19 protein-coding genes are annotated in these 14,106 nt (G+C 64.7%); 16 read left to right on the plus strand and 3 right to left on the minus strand.

The window, feature by feature from the left end; translation table 11 throughout:
- Positions 1-122 precede the first annotated feature (122 nt).
- From AAG591_RS07375 to AAG591_RS07385, 3 genes are read left to right on the plus strand one after another with little or no spacing between them, the layout of a single operon-like run.
- On the plus strand, positions 123-2,432 hold the full coding sequence (locus AAG591_RS07375) for a putative bifunctional diguanylate cyclase/phosphodiesterase (RefSeq protein WP_342530462.1): 2,310 nt from the start codon (positions 123-125) through the stop codon (positions 2,430-2,432).
- Between the two features lie 54 nt (positions 2,433-2,486).
- Positions 2,487-3,863, plus strand: a complete 1,377-nt coding sequence (locus tag AAG591_RS07380; RefSeq protein WP_342530463.1) for a glutamate--tRNA ligase — start codon at positions 2,487-2,489, stop codon at positions 3,861-3,863.
- Complete coding sequence (locus AAG591_RS07385) at positions 3,860-4,879, plus strand: histone deacetylase family protein (protein WP_342530464.1); 1,020 nt, start codon at positions 3,860-3,862, stop codon at positions 4,877-4,879. The genes AAG591_RS07380 and AAG591_RS07385 overlap by 4 nt, the downstream gene beginning before the upstream one ends.
- 19 nt (positions 4,880-4,898) lie before the next feature.
- Here the strand turns inward: AAG591_RS07385 and AAG591_RS07390 are convergent, their stop codons facing one another.
- Positions 4,899-5,600, minus strand: coding sequence for a DNA helicase (locus tag AAG591_RS07390; protein WP_342530465.1), 702 nt, complete (start codon positions 5,598-5,600; stop codon positions 4,899-4,901).
- A gap of 270 nt (positions 5,601-5,870) precedes the next feature.
- On the opposite strand from AAG591_RS07390, the gene AAG591_RS07395 reads away from it, so the two are divergent.
- Positions 5,871-6,389, plus strand: coding sequence for a hypothetical protein (locus AAG591_RS07395; protein WP_342530467.1), 519 nt, complete (start codon positions 5,871-5,873; stop codon positions 6,387-6,389).
- A gap of 21 nt (positions 6,390-6,410) precedes the next feature.
- Here the strand turns inward: AAG591_RS07395 and pyk are convergent, their stop codons facing one another.
- Positions 6,411-7,871: a pyruvate kinase gene (gene pyk, locus AAG591_RS07400; protein WP_342530468.1), complete on the minus strand. Its 1,461-nt coding sequence runs from the start codon at positions 7,869-7,871 to the stop codon at positions 6,411-6,413.
- A 48-nt stretch (positions 7,872-7,919) separates the two neighbouring features.
- On the opposite strand from pyk, the gene AAG591_RS07405 reads away from it, so the two are divergent.
- The 4 genes from AAG591_RS07405 (at position 7,920) to AAG591_RS07420 (ending at position 9,897) form a co-directional block, all read left to right on the plus strand.
- Entirely contained in the window at positions 7,920-8,270 is a 351-nt protein-coding gene (locus AAG591_RS07405; protein ID WP_342530469.1) for a DUF1244 domain-containing protein, read from the plus strand.
- A gap of 78 nt (positions 8,271-8,348) precedes the next feature.
- Complete coding sequence (locus AAG591_RS07410; protein WP_160778189.1) at positions 8,349-8,585, plus strand: DUF2312 domain-containing protein; 237 nt, start codon at positions 8,349-8,351, stop codon at positions 8,583-8,585.
- 93 nt (positions 8,586-8,678) lie between these two features.
- On the plus strand, positions 8,679-9,554 hold the full coding sequence (locus tag AAG591_RS07415; protein WP_342530470.1) for an SDR family oxidoreductase: 876 nt from the start codon (positions 8,679-8,681) through the stop codon (positions 9,552-9,554).
- Positions 9,547-9,897, plus strand: a complete 351-nt coding sequence (locus tag AAG591_RS07420) for a YbjQ family protein (RefSeq protein WP_342530471.1) — start codon at positions 9,547-9,549, stop codon at positions 9,895-9,897. The genes AAG591_RS07415 and AAG591_RS07420 overlap by 8 nt, the downstream gene beginning before the upstream one ends.
- Here AAG591_RS07420 and AAG591_RS15190 read toward each other — a convergent pair.
- Entirely contained in the window at positions 9,828-10,025 is a 198-nt protein-coding gene (locus tag AAG591_RS15190) for an HNH endonuclease (protein ID WP_425341650.1), read from the minus strand. The two genes, AAG591_RS07420 and AAG591_RS15190, sit on opposite strands and share 70 nt — an antisense overlap.
- On the opposite strand from AAG591_RS15190, the gene AAG591_RS07425 reads away from it, so the two are divergent.
- From AAG591_RS07425 to AAG591_RS07460, 8 genes are all read left to right on the plus strand, one after another.
- Entirely contained in the window at positions 10,017-10,169 is a 153-nt protein-coding gene (locus AAG591_RS07425; protein ID WP_342530472.1) for a hypothetical protein, read from the plus strand. The genes AAG591_RS15190 and AAG591_RS07425 overlap by 9 nt on opposite strands.
- Before the next feature lie 93 nt (positions 10,170-10,262).
- Positions 10,263-11,006, plus strand: coding sequence for a YebC/PmpR family DNA-binding transcriptional regulator (locus AAG591_RS07430; RefSeq protein ID WP_342530474.1), 744 nt, complete (start codon positions 10,263-10,265; stop codon positions 11,004-11,006).
- Positions 11,007-11,143: 137 nt separating this feature from the next.
- On the plus strand, positions 11,144-11,611 hold the full coding sequence (gene ruvC, locus AAG591_RS07435; RefSeq protein ID WP_342530476.1) for a crossover junction endodeoxyribonuclease RuvC: 468 nt from the start codon (positions 11,144-11,146) through the stop codon (positions 11,609-11,611).
- 98 nt (positions 11,612-11,709) lie between these two features.
- Complete coding sequence (locus AAG591_RS07440) at positions 11,710-11,862, plus strand: hypothetical protein (RefSeq protein WP_342530477.1); 153 nt, start codon at positions 11,710-11,712, stop codon at positions 11,860-11,862.
- Positions 11,863-11,898: 36 nt separating this feature from the next.
- Positions 11,899-12,078: a hypothetical protein gene (locus tag AAG591_RS07445; RefSeq protein ID WP_342530478.1), complete on the plus strand. Its 180-nt coding sequence runs from the start codon at positions 11,899-11,901 to the stop codon at positions 12,076-12,078.
- A 217-nt stretch (positions 12,079-12,295) separates the two neighbouring features.
- A complete protein-coding gene (locus AAG591_RS07450; protein WP_342530479.1) occupies positions 12,296-12,610 on the plus strand; it encodes an antibiotic biosynthesis monooxygenase family protein in 315 nt (104 codons plus the stop codon).
- On the plus strand, positions 12,607-12,954 hold the full coding sequence (locus AAG591_RS07455; RefSeq protein WP_342530480.1) for an arsenate reductase: 348 nt from the start codon (positions 12,607-12,609) through the stop codon (positions 12,952-12,954). Before AAG591_RS07450 ends, AAG591_RS07455 begins: the two co-directional genes overlap by 4 nt.
- A gap of 23 nt (positions 12,955-12,977) precedes the next feature.
- The gene (locus tag AAG591_RS07460; protein ID WP_425341651.1) at positions 12,978-14,000 is read left to right on the plus strand and encodes a glycerophosphodiester phosphodiesterase; all 1,023 of its coding nucleotides are present in this window, start codon (positions 12,978-12,980) and stop codon (positions 13,998-14,000) included.
- Positions 14,001-14,106: the final 106 nt, after the last annotated feature.

The raw sequence follows: 14,106 nt of genomic DNA on the forward strand, positions 1-14,106 counted from the left end.
CCACTTGAAATTATTGGTAAATTTTGGCCGCTGGTCGGGGCGCTCCGGAGTGGAGATGCGTATCTGCTTGATCTTCCATTAAGAATTTATCGTTAGCGCATGGTTCCCGAGGAGGGACACGTGTGATCCAGAAACAGCTGGCGATCCTTGGTGAAAGCAATCTGCTGCTCGCCTGGCGTCTTCGCGAATTCGTGACCCATCTGCCGTCCCTGTGCGCCCTTCATTCACTGGCCGCTTTCGCCTGTGCGGTCGCGATATGGGGCCATCCCGGCTTTCCGTTCGCGGTGATCTGGGCGGCGCTCATCTCCGCCTGCAATCTGCGCCGCTATCTGCTTTCACGCGAATACTACCCCGATACGATCGACGCCGCGCACCTCACCTCGTTCTATCGCAGGCTGCAGATCACCGCGAATGTCGAAAGCGTGTTCTGGGCTGCGGGCGCGATCACGCTGTTTCCGATCCTTTTTCCCAAGCATCCGGTCTTTTTCGCGGTCCTGACCGCCGGTTTGATGGCATCTTCGGTCATCGCCTACCGATCGCTTCCGAAGCCGCTGACCAGTTACCTCGCCGCCGCGATGGTCGCGTCGGCGGTTTTGTCGTTTACCATGACCGAGCAGATTTCCTGGCCGTCTTTCGCGCTCGCGCTGCTGTTCGGCGGATCGCTTATCCGGGCTTGCTGGCGGCAGGCGCGCGAATACGACCGCTACCTGCGCGAACAGATCGAGCAGCAACAGACCGCCGAAACGGTGAAGCTGCTGCTGCACGAATACGAGGCTTCCGCTTCCGACTGGCTGTGGGAGGTCGACGAGGGCAACTGCCTGGTCAACGTGTGCGAACGTTTCGGGATGGCAGCGCGGCAGGACCGCGACTTCCTCGAAGGGCGCGAGCTCGTCGGCCTGTTCAAATCGGGCCCTGCGCGCGAGAAGCTAGCAGCGCTGATGCTGGAATGCGCATCCTTCCGCGATCTGGTGGTCGAAGTCGATCTGGCAGGCGAAACGCGGTGGTGGTCGATTTCGGGCAATCCCACGTCCGACGGGACGATGCGCGGGGTAATGCGCGATGTGACCGACAGCCGCCAGACCGAACAGCGCGTGGCGCACATGGCACGCTACGATACGCTCAGCGGGCTCGCCAACCGCCACCTGTTCAACGAAACGCTCGACGATATGCTGAGCCGGCAGGTCAAGAACCAGCACCTCGCGCTGCTTTACATCGATCTCGACCATTTCAAGTCGGTCAACGACACGCTCGGTCACCACATCGGGGACGAGCTGATCCGGGCTTCCGCCGCCCGCCTCTCTGCGATCGTGCGCGAGCACGATCTTGCCGCGCGTCTGGGCGGCGATGAATTCGCCGTCCTGCTGACCCGGGTGAACGATCTGAGGACCGCACATATCTGCGCGCAGCGCATCGTCGATGCGATGGCCGAACCGTTCAACCTGATGGGCCAGACGGTCCGCGTATCGGCGTCGGTCGGCGTTGCCTACAGCGCCACGCGCGGGCTCGAGAGCGAAGAATTCATGCGCCAGGCCGATCTTGCCCTCTACGCCGCCAAGCGTGCCGGGCGTTCGACTTACGCTGATTTCGACGCGGCGCTCAATCTGGAGGAGCGGACTCGCCGCGACCTCGAACTCGATCTGCGCACTGCGATCGCGGAGGGGCAGTTCACGCTGGTCTACCAGCCGCAGGTGTGTCTCAAGACCGGCAAGTGGACCGGCAAGGAAACGCTGGTTCGGTGGGAACACCCGGTTCGCGGCCGGATCATGCCGATCGAATTCATCGGCATCGCGGAGGAAACCGGCCTGATCATTCCGCTGGGCGAATGGATCATCCGCCAGGCGATCCACGAGGCGGCCCGCTGGGAAGAACCGCACACGATCGCGATCAACCTGTCGCCGATCCAGATGCGCAATCCCAACCTCGTCAACGTGCTGACGAACGCCATCGCGAACGCTCAGATCGAACCCGAACGGGTCGAGATCGAGATTACCGAGAACGCCCTGATGCACGATAGCGAGGCGAACGTGGAGCTGCTCCACCGGTTGCGCAAGACGGGTGTGCGCATCGCGCTCGACGATTTCGGCACGGGCTATTCCTCGCTCAACTACCTGCGCGCCTTCCCGTTCGACAAGATCAAGATCGACCGCTGCTTCGTGTCCGAGCTGCTCGATCGCAGCGACTGTCAGGCGATCGTGCGCAACGTCATCATGCTTGCGCGGGCGCTGGGCATGGAAACCACCGCCGAAGGCGTGGAGACGCGCGAGCAGTACGAATGGCTGAAACTGCATGGCTGCAGCGAAGCGCAGGGCTATTACATCTCGCGTCCGATGGAAGCGGCCGACGCAGCCGAAGCCTCGGGCACGTCTTCGGAATGGCAGGCGGGTGAGGTGATCGCCGACAACGTCCATCGGCTTCGCGGCAAGGTCGCCTAGCTTCGCGCGACACATGCTTGATGGGGGGCGAGCGCAGGAGTAGCGCTGCTGCCCATGATCGTAACCCGCTTCGCGCCTTCGCCCACCGGTCGGCTCCATGTCGGCAACCTGCGCACCGCGCTGCATAACTGGCTGCTGGCCCGCAAGGGCGACGAGGATGGGCAGGGCCGCTTCCTCCTGCGTATCGACGACACGGATGCAGAGCGCAGCCGCGAGGAATATGTCGACGCAATCCGCGAAGACTTGGCGTGGCTGGGGCTCGAACCCGATGCCGAATATCGCCAGTCCGAGCGGCTCGACCTTTACGAGAACGCCTTTGCACAACTGAAGGATGCAGGCAGGGTCTATCCCGCCTACGAGACGGCGCAAGAACTGGAACTCAAGCGCAAGATTGCGCTGGGCCGCGGGCTGCCGCCGATCTACGACCGCGCTGCGCTGAAGCTGACCGACGAGGAACGCGCGACCAGGCAGGCCGAAGGGGTATCGCCGCACTGGCGGTTCAAGCTCGATCGCGAACAGCGCATCGACTGGGAAGACGCCGTGCGCGGGCCGCAGAAATTCGACCCCGCGCAGCTTTCCGATCCCGTAATCCGCCGCGCCGACGGCAGCTGGCTCTACATGCTGCCGAGCGTGGTCGACGATCTCGACATGGGTGTCACCTACGTGCTGCGTGGCGAAGACCATGTCTCGAACACCGCGGTCCAGGTGCAGATGTTCAGCGCGTTGCACCAGGCGGGGGTGGGGCCCGATCACTGCGACGTGGTCGACAGTTTCCCCAACCTCGGCCACACCGCGCTGCTGGTGGGCAAGGAGGGCAAGCTCTCCAAGCGGTTGGGCTCGCTCTCGTGCGAGGCGCTGCGCGAGGCTGGCATCGAACCTGCCGCCATCCTCTCGCTGCTGGCGCGGTTGGGCACCAGCCAGCCGGTCGAGCCGATTGCCGAGCGGCGGGTGCTGATCGACGGGTTCGATCTTGCCACTTTCGGACGCGCACCTGCCAAGTTCGACGAGGCGGAGCTGGAAAGGCTGAACGCAGCAATCGTCCACCAGCTCGATTTCGACGAGGTGAAGGACCGTCTGCCCGGCGGCATCGACGAGGCCGGCTGGCACGCGATCCGGCCCAACCTGTCGCATGTGTCCGAGGCCGCCGAATGGTGGCGGCTGGTCACCGGGCCGATCGAACAGCCCGAGTTTTCCGCCGACGACCGCGCCTTTCTCGCAGAGGCCGCCGATGCGCTCGAATGGTCGGACAATCCGTGGGGCACGCTTACCGCAACGCTCAAAGAGCGCACCGGGCGCAAGGGCAAGCCGCTGTTCCTGCCGCTGCGGCAGGCGCTGACCGGGATGGACCACGGCCCCGACATGGGCGAACTCCTTCCGCTGATCGGCGAGGATGAGGCGCGTGCACGGCTGGCCAGCGCGGCATCCGCGTGAGGCATTTCTCCGACCCGGCACAAGCCCGCCACGCGCCGCTGCGCGAACTGCATAATGGCGGCTGGATGGACTACGCCGAATGCCCCTCGCGCCTTGAGGCCATGCTGGCGAAGCTGGGCCCGGGCGAACCCGCGCGCGATTTCGGGCTCGACCCGATCCTTGCGGTTCACGATCCCGCCTATGTCGCGTTCCTGCGCGAAGCCCACGCGCTGTGGCGGGCTGCCGGACGCGAGGGCGATGCGATGGGCTACGTCTTCCCGGTGGTCGGTAGGCGCCCGCTCGATCTCGACCGGATCGATGCGAAGATCGGGGCCTTTTCGATGGACGCGTCGACCCCGATTGCCGCCGATACCTGGGCCGCTGCCTATGGAGGGGCGCAGAGCGCGCTGACCGCGCTCGACGCGGTGCTGGCGGGCGACCGGGCTGCGATGGCTCTGTGCCGCCCGCCGGGCCACCATTGCGGGGCGGACTACATGGGCGGCTATTGCTACCTCAACAACGCCGCCATCGCCGCGCGAGCAGCGCAGGCGCGTGGGCTCCGCCGGATTGCGATCCTCGATGTCGATTACCACCACGGCAACGGCACGCAGGACATTTTCTATGGCGACGGCGAGGTGCTGTTCGCCTCGATCCACGCCGATCCGAAGACCGATTTTCCGTTCTACTGGGGCCACGCGGACGAGCAAGGCGAGGGTGAAGGGGCGGGCGCCACGCTAAACCTGCCACTGCCGCAGGGCACCGACTGGACGGGCTATGCGCCCGCGCTCGCGACCGCGCTGGAGGCGGTGCGCGCGCATGGCGCGGACCTGCTGATCGTCTCCTACGGCGCGGATACCTTCGCGGAGGATCCGATCTCGCATTTCAGGCTGGCGCGCGAAGATTACACTGCGATGGGTGCGGCGATCGCCGCGCTCGACCTGCCGACGCTGGTGGTGATGGAAGGCGGCTACGCGGTCAATGCGCTGGGCGCGAATGTGAGCGCGTTTCTGGATGGGATCGAGCGGGGGACGGACTGAGCGCCCCACGCGCACATAGCTAGCAGACCGCCTGCACCTGCGTTTCGCCTGCGTGGGTGAAGCAGGCCTTGGCAAAGAGGTCGAGCGGCACCGGATTGGGCATACGCAGGTTGGCGAGGCCGGGAAGCTGCGCGACCGCCGGTTCGTAGGCGCGGTCGACCTGCGAGATGAATGCCAAGATCGCGCCGCTCGTCCGCGCGAAGTCGCGCAGGCTGGCGAGCTGATCTGCAAGCACGGGCGTTTCGCGTCGCTGGTCGAGCACTTGCAGATAGTCGATCACCGCCACGCTGCCGGGAGCCGCTCCGGCGAGGTGTTCACCGATGCTCGCCGCGTCGATATGGTCGGTCGCGACAATTTCGGGCAGGTCGTCGCCCGCGCCCATCTCCGCCAGCAGGGCGAGCGTCTGGGCCTCGGTGAATTCCAGCGTGAAGAACACCGCGCGTCTGCCCGCGCGCACGGCATCGACCAGCAGTTGCAGGCCGATCCGCGTCTTGCCCTGCCGGGGGCGTGCGGCGATCAGTGCCAGATCGCCGTCCGCAAGTTCGGGCAGGATCGACGCAGGACGGCTTGCCTCGGCGCGCTTTGCCGAGAGCAGGCTCCACGTATCGTAGCCTTCGCCTTGTGCGATACGGTCCTGCGCTGCGTGCAGCGGTATTCCGGCCTCGCGCGCGAGCAGCTTCGCGCGGCGCTTCAGCTGGTAGATCGGTTGGGAGAGTCGCATGTCTTGTCCTCCTGCCTGGGCAAATGCGCGCAACCCCTCCTCATGCGTGTGCCCGAACCAAAGGGTTCGACAGATGAAAAGCGCCCTGCATGGATAATGCTGCCCCGACGGGAGGGAGGAGGCGCGGGCCGCGCCTTGATTGCACCCTACTGCACAGGCGACGCACCGCGCAATCCTCCCGCGCCGCGTTTATACGCTACACAAATGTTGCGAAGACTATTCCAGCCACGCGCAATTCGGATATCATCGCATTCGAGGGGGAGTGGCCAAATGACCGGATTTTCCAGTAAGACCATGCTTGTAGTTCTTGCGGCCGGAACGATGGCGTCCAGCCCGGCGATGGCATTCGAATGGTACGCCGAGCCGGTCGACGGCGAATATTGCCAGATTTCGCAGGGCTTCCTGATGAACAATGATTCGCTGGGCAGCTTTAGGCTGACATACGACAAGTCGGGTTATCACGTGACCTTGCGCAATACGCACTGGACGAAGGCCGCGAACGCGCGCCGAGTGCGTATTTGGTACGGCGGAATGATCGGCGACGGCGATCACCTGATCGACGCCAGGGGAGGGCGCGATGTGGTCCCCTTCGTCAAATTCGACATCACCCCCTACATTTACGCGCAGATGCGGCAGCACTCGACTTCGATGATGGAAATCGAGGGCGCAGAGGTGACCACCGGAATGCATCTGCCTTCCGGCCCGATGGTGGCAAAGTTCGAGGAGTGCCGCGACAAGCTCGACGCGGGCACTCTTGAAAAGCCGAAAGACTACTTCGGCGACTTCTAACTGCGTCAGGGCATCGCGCCCTTACCGCCCCTTCAACTCGTCCCCGCTGAGCGAGACGACGTGCAGCAGGTTGGTGCTGCCCGGGGTGCCGAAGGGCACGCCCGCGAGCACGATCAGCTTGCTGCCCGCCTTGCCGAAGCCGTGGCGCAGCGCCATGCGCTTGCCCTTGGCGATCATCTCTTCGAAGCTGCCGATGTCCTTGGTCGCGACCGCGTGCGCGCCCCATAGCAGTCCGACGCGCCGTGCGGTCCGCATGCTCGGCGTCAGCACCAGCATCGGCACCGAAGGCCGCTCGCGCGCGACGCGCCGTGCGGTCGATCCGCTGAAGGTGAACACGGTGATCGCCGCGACCGAAACCGTTGCCGCGATGGTCGAGCACGCGTGGCTCAGCGCATCGGCAGTGGTCGGGTCGGCCTTGGTTTCGAGGAACTGCATGCGCGCGGCGTAGCTTTCATCATGCTCAACCTTGGCGACGATCCGGTCCATGATCGTCACGGTTTCCTCGGGCCATTCGCCCGCCGCCGTCTCTGCCGACAGCATCACCGCATCGGCCCCGTCGTACACCGCGTTGGCGACGTCGGAGACTTCGGCGCGCGTCGGCGCCGGGCTCTCGATCATCGATTCGAGCATCTGCGTCGCCACGATCACTGGCTTGCCCGCCTGGCGGGTCATGTCGACGATGCGCTTCTGCAGGGGCGGCACGTCTTCGGGATCGAGCTCCACGCCCAGATCGCCGCGCGCGACCATGATCCCGTCAGAGAGGTCGACGATTTCGGCCAGGCGACGCACCGCGCTGGGCTTTTCGATCTTGGCGCACAGCGCGGGCATCATCCCGTCGGTCGGCGTCATCAGCTTGCGCGCCTCGGCGACGTCTTCGGGCCGCTGGACGAAGCTCAATGCGATCCAGTCCGCCCCCTGCTGGCAGGCGAAGGCGAGGTCCCTGCGATCCTTGTCGGTCAGCGCGGGGATCGGGATCTCGGCGTCGGGCACGTTGACGCCCTTGCGGTCCGAAATGACCCCGCCGACCTCGGCCGAACACAGGATCGCGTCCTTTTCCGCCCGGATCACTTTCAGGCGGATCTTGCCGTCGTTGATCAGCAGCCGCTGGCCCTTTTCGAGCAGCCCGAACAGCTCGGGATGCGGGAGGTGGACGCGCGTTTCGTCGCCCGGTTCGGGATTGGTGTCGAGCGTGAAGTGGCCCGAATGGCGGATCACCGCCTTGCCATCCTTGAACGTGCCGACGCGCAGCTTGGGCCCCTGCAGGTCGGCGAGGATCGCGATCGGGTGATCGAATTCCTTTTCCAGCGCACGGATCGCGGCGATCGTTTGCGCATGGGTCGCCTGATCGCCGTGGCTCATGTTGACGCGGAAGGCGTCGACCCCGGCCTTGAACAGGCGGCGGAGCATTTCGGGGTCACGGCTGGCGGGGCCGATGGTGGCGAGAATCTTCACCTTGCGGTTGCGCGGATCGAGCTTGGGCATAGCGCATTGCTATGGCACGGCTGCGTTGCAACTCAAGGAATGATCGCGATGGATACGAATGCGCCTCACACCGCGCCCGCCAATGGCAGCGACCCGCTGGAGCAACTCGACGATGCCGTCGCCGCTGCCGCTTTCAGAAGGCTGGTGCGCCACCTGCGCCATCGCCACGATGCGCAGAACATCGATCTGATGGGGCTCGCAGGCTTCTGCCGCAATTGCCTGGCGGACTGGATTCGCGATGCGGGTTATGCCGGCGATCTTGGGGACGACAAGGCGGCGGCGCGCGAACTGATCCACGGGATGCCGCAGGAAGAGTGGAAGGCGACCCGCCAGAGCCCCGCCACCGACGCGCAGATTGCCGCGATGGAAGAAAGCGTGAAGAAGAATCGCGTGGATTAGGCACGCGCCGGGTTCACCCGGGCCGCGTCGCTGGCTACCGAGCGGCCAACCGATTCTCAAAAAACACTGGAGACCATCATGGCCGAAGCCACCGACGACCGCCTGCGCCTGCTGATCGAGCGCATCGAACGCCTCGAAGAAGAAAAGAAGGGCATCGCCGACGACATCCGCGACGTCTACGCCGAAGCCAAGGCGGTCGGTTACGATCCCAAGATCATGCGCCAGGTCGTGCGCCTCAGGAAGATGAAGCCCGACGATCGCAGCGAAATGGAAATGGTGCTCGATACCTACAAGGCGGCACTGGGCCTGGGCTGACGGAGCGCGGCTTAACATAAGCGGGTGACGGAACCCATCGGGACGGGCGCTACTTGAAAGAGGGAAACTCCCTCTTTTCAAGGACGATGCCCGATGACGCAGCCGACCGAAACCGACACCGCCTTCGTTCCCGAAACCTCCGAAGAGCCCCGGATGCCGGGGCACGAGACCGACCTCGACCAGAAGCCGCAGTGGCAGCCGCGCTATCCCGGGTCGGGCCGGCTGAAGGGCAAGACCGCGCTCGTCACAGGTGCCGACAGCGGGATCGGCCGTGCGGTTGCGGTGCTGTTCGCGCGCGAGGGTGCGAATGTCGCCATCGCCTATCTCGAAGAGCATGACGATGCGCACATCACGCGCGCGGCGTGCGAGGCCGAGGGGGCCGAGGTCATGCTGTCGGCGGGCGATCTTGGCGATCCGGACCATTGCAAGGGGCTGGTCGATGCGGTGATCGACCGCTTCGGCACGCTCGACGTGCTGGTCAACAATGCGGGCGAGCAGCATCCCGACGAGGATGTGACCGACATTACCGCGCAGCAGCTCCAGCGCACGTTCCAGACCAATATCTTCAGCCAGTTCTACCTCGTACAGGCCGCGCGCCCGCACCTGAAGAAGGGCGCGGCGATCGTGAACTGCACCAGCGTGACGATGTACAAGGGTGCGCCGATCCTGCTCGACTACAGCGCCACCAAGGGCGCGATTACCGCCTTCACCCGCTCGCTGTCCGAGAACCTGATCGAAGACGGCATCCGCGTGAACGCGGTCGCGCCGGGGCCGATCTGGACCCCGCTCAACCCGATGGGCGGTCAGCCGCCCGAGAACATGGACGATTTCGGGGAGGACACGCCGATGGGCCGCCCAGGCCAGCCCAACGAGGTCGCGCCCGCATTCCTGTTCCTTGCGTGCGAGGATTCGTCCTATATGTCGGGCCAGGTACTGCACCCGAACGGAGGAATCATCGTCAATGGCTAGCCCGTGGAGGACCGCCGAAACCGGCACCATCGTCACCACCACGCCCACCGTCGAAGGGCGCCCGGTGCAGGAATACCTCGGCATCGTGACGGGCGAGGCGATCATCGGCGCGAACATGTTCCGCGACCTGTTCGCCGGAATACGCGACATCGTGGGCGGGCGTGCGGGCTCCTATGAGAAGGTGCTCAAGCAGGCGCGCCACGACGCGATCGAGGAGATGCAGGCGGAGGCGCAGAAGCTGGGCGCGAACGCGGTGGTCGGCGTCGATCTCGATTACGAGGTGATCGGCGATACCGGATCGATGCTGATGGTGAGTGCGAGCGGCACGGCGGTGCGACTCTGAGTTGCTCGTTGGCTCTGGCGGGCGGCGTTCATTTGTCGCCCGCGATGCTGGTTGCAGTGTAGGCAGGCCGCGACGAGATTGGCGCGCGCATTCGTGCCGCCATCCATCAGCGCTATGCGATGCTCTATCGTTGCGGCGAGCGGCGTGCCCTTGGCTCCGAACCGACGCTTGCAGTAGAAGCACTTGAAACCCTGCGCCTGCGCAAGTTCGTGCCGGATCCGCTTGCCTTTGCTGCCGAAGCCCATTTCGCCATGCTATCTTCCATCTATTAAGCGATGGTTGCCGCTCCAACCTGCTTTGGCTAACGGCTGAAGTAGAGACGGCCCCACGTAGGGGCCGGAAATAATCTACCGTCTGGGATCAAAATGGCAGGCCATTCCAAATTCAAGAACATCATGCACCGCAAGGGTGCGCAGGACAAAAAGCGGTCCAACCTGTTTTCCAAGCTCAGCCGCGAAATTACCGTCGCGGCGAAGATGGGCATGCCCGATCCGGACATGAACCCGCGCCTGCGCCTGGCAGTCAACGCCGCGAAAGCGCAGTCCATGCCGAAGGACAATATCCAGCGCGCGATCGACAAGGCGTCGGCCAATGACGGCGATAACTACGAGGAAGTGCGCTACGAAGGCTACGGCCCCGGCGGCAGCGCGATCATCGTCGAGGCGCTGACCGACAACCGCAACCGCACCGCCACCAATATCCGCACCGCGTTCAGCAAGAACGGCGGCAACCTGGGCACCGAAGGCTCGGTTGCGCACGGGTTCGAACGGCTCGGCCTGATCGTCTACCCCGCCGACGCGGGCGACGAGGAAAAGGTGCTCGAAGCCGCGATGGAAGCGGGCGCGGAAGACATCGCCAGCACCGATGACGGCCACGAAATCTGGACCGCGCCGGACGATCTGCATGCGGTCGCCGAAGCGCTCGAAAAATCGCTCGGCTCGGCAGAGACCGTCAAGCTGGCGTGGAAACCCAACCTCACGGTCGACATGGACGAAGGCAATGCGGGCACGCTGCTCAAGCTGATCGACGCGCTCGACGATGACGACGACGTCCAGACCGTCTGGGGCAATTACGACATCTCCGACGAGGTGATGGAAAAGCTGGACTAGGCCAGACCGCTCCCCTCCCGCTTGCGGGAGGGGCTTGGGGTGGGCATGGGCTCGCGAGAGCCCACCCCGCTACGACTAAGTCTCGCCGTGGGCTCGCCAAGTCTCGCGACCCTCCCGCGAGCGGGAGGGTTTATGTTATGACCATCATCCTCGGCCTCGATCCCTCGCTTTCCTGCACCGGCTGGGGGGTGATCCGTGCGGAGGGATCGCGCCTGTCGCACATCGCCAACGGCCAGATCGCGACCGATGCGAAAGCGCCGATGGCCGATCGGCTGGCGCAAATTCAGCGCGAACTGGCGGCTGTAATCGTTGCGCATGCGCCCGATCGTGCCGCGTGCGAGGAAGTCTTCGTCAACAAGAACCCGCAATCGACGCTGAAACTGGCACAGGCGCGCGGCGCGGTGCTGGCGGCGTGCGGCGCAGCGGGGCTCGAAGTGCGCGAACATTCCCCGCGCAGCGTCAAGAAAGCGGTCGTCGGCACGGGCGCTGCCGAGAAAACGCAGGTGCAGGCGATGCTGAAAGTGCTGCTGCCCGGTGCGCAGGTGGCCGGTGCCGACGCGGCCGACGCGCTGGCCGTGGCGATCGCCGACGCGCATTCTCGCTAGGGCTCGCAAGGCCCCTCGGGAACGCGACAAATCTCCGACCGTAGAGTCCCTTGCAACCGGCGAGGATGGTGGTCTCGCGTCAATACCGGAGAGAATCCATGCGCAAACAACTGACCCTGTCCGTTCTTTTTGCAGGCGCCATCGCACTGGGCGGCTGTGCCTACGGGTATGGCGACGGCTACGGCTACGACGATGGTTACGGCGATGGCTATGGCGGCAGTTACGGCAATTATGGCGGCCAGTACGGCTAATCCTACCGCAACGACGGCGAGTTCGAACGTGCGGCGGTGAACGCCTGCGGGCGCGAGGCGAGCCGTTATGGCCGCATCCGGATCACCTACGCCGAAGAGCGCGACCGCGGCGTCTTCACGGTGCAGGGCGACATCGACAATCGCGATCGCCGACGCGACCAGTTCACCTGCCGCTTCGATTCGTCGGGCCGGATTGTCGACTTCCGCCTGGGCTGAGGCCGCAGCGGGTTTTCTACCCGCGCCCACCAGCGACAAGGCGAGGTGGGCTCTGTCCTACGCTGTCACAGCGCGCTAGAAGGCGGGGCATGTCGCTCCGCCTTTTTGCTCGTCGGGATCAGGCACTTTCTGGCTCCGTTGCCAGCGCCGTTTTTTCTGTCTCTGGACACTGTGTCAGGTGTGTCAGGCGAGCCTCGCCGGGTGTGAACTAGCGCCGATGTACCTCGTCGTCTTCCGCAGCCGCAAACGCGCCGGGTATGACGCGGCAGCCTATTCCGAACATGCCGCAGCGATGGAGGCGCTGGCGAGTGAGCAGCCCGGCTTCCTCGCGGTGAAAACCTACGCCGCCGAGGACGGCGAGACGGTCACCATTTCCGAATGGGCGACGCGCGAGGCGGCGAAGGCGTGGCGTTGCCATCCCGACCATGCGACCGTTCAGGGCGAAGGCAGGAAGAGCCACTATGCCCAATACACGATGTTCACCTGCCTCGATCCGCAGGTGAGCACATTCGATTCGAGCGAGAATTCATGACGATCACGATCAACGGTATTCCCAACTGCGATACGGTGAGGAAGGCGAGGAAGTGGCTGGAGGCGCAGGAGCTCGACCACAGCTTCCGCGACTTCAAGAAGGATGCACCGGATGCGGGCGAGGTCGGCGGCTGGGCCGATGCCGCCGGATGGGAAGTGCTGCTCAACAGGCGCGGGACCACCTTTCGCAAGCTCGACGAGGGCGACAAGGCCGATTTGACCCGCGAAAAGGCGATTGCCTTGATGGTGCAACATCCGAGCCTGATTAAGCGGCCGGTACTCGAATATGGAACCGGCTTTCTGGTCGGGTTCAAGGAAGCGGAATGGAAGGATGCACTGTGCTGAAATGGCTTGCCGGGATTGCAATCATGCTGGCGCCTGTCGCCGCAATGGGACAGCCCGTGACTGACCTCACGCCCGTAAACGCCGATGGCGACATGCTGGTGATCGCGCATCGCGGGGCGAGCGGCGAACGGCCCGAGCATACGCTTGCGAGCTACGAGCGCGCGATCGACGAAGGCGCCGACTATATCGAGCCCGATCTGGTGGTGACCAAGGATCTGGTGCTCGTCGCCCGGCACGAGAACGACATCAGCGAAACCACCGATGTCGCCGATCATCCCGAATTCGCCGACCGCCGCCGGACCAAGGATGTCGAGGGCGATCTGATCAACGGCTGGTTCGCGGAAGACTTCACGCTCGCCGAATTGCAGACGCTGCGCGCGAAGGAGCGGATGCCCGCGCTGCGCCCGGCGAATGCGCGGTTCGACGGGCTGTATCAGGTGCCCACCTTTGCCGATATCATCGCCTTGAAGCGCGCCAAGGAAGCCGAAACCGGGCGCAAGATCGGCATCTATCCCGAACTCAAGCACCCCACATGGCTGCTGCAGGAAACGGGCATCGACACGGTCGATCTGCTGGTCCGCCAGCTCAAGAAGGAAGGGCTCGACGGCGCGGATGCGGATGTGTTCGTGCAGGTGTTCGACGTCACCCCGCTCCAGCGGCTCGACAAGATGATCGACACCCCGCTGATCCTGCTGATCCGGCCCGAAGGCGGCCCGTTCGACGAACCGGGCATGACCTGGGCAAGCATGATGACACCCTCGGGCCTGGCCGAAGTGGCGACCTATGCCGACGGGATCGGACCATGGATGGGCCATGTACTGAACGATGTTGGCACAGCCACCGATCTGGTGCGCGATGCCCACGCGGCGGGCCTCAAGGTTCACCCGTGGACCGTGCGCAAGGAAAACGTCTTCCTGCCGCCCTCGCTACGCTCCGACGCGAGCCAGGATGGCGTGGGCGACATTCGGGGTCTGGTGAAGCGGCTGAAGGATGCGGGGGTCGACGGTTACTTCACCGACGATCCGGGGCTGGTGCGGGGGAAGTAATCGCATCCTTCGTCATTGCGAGCCCGCGAACGCGGGCGCGGCAATCCAGAGCCTCCAGCGCCGCACTTGCCGCTCTGGATTGCCGCGTCGCCTGCGGCTCCTCGCA

Origin of the sequence: Citromicrobium bathyomarinum, from assembly GCF_038594485.1 — a bacterium.
Classification (GTDB): Bacteria; Pseudomonadota; Alphaproteobacteria; order Sphingomonadales; family Sphingomonadaceae; genus Alteriqipengyuania; species Alteriqipengyuania bathyomarina_A.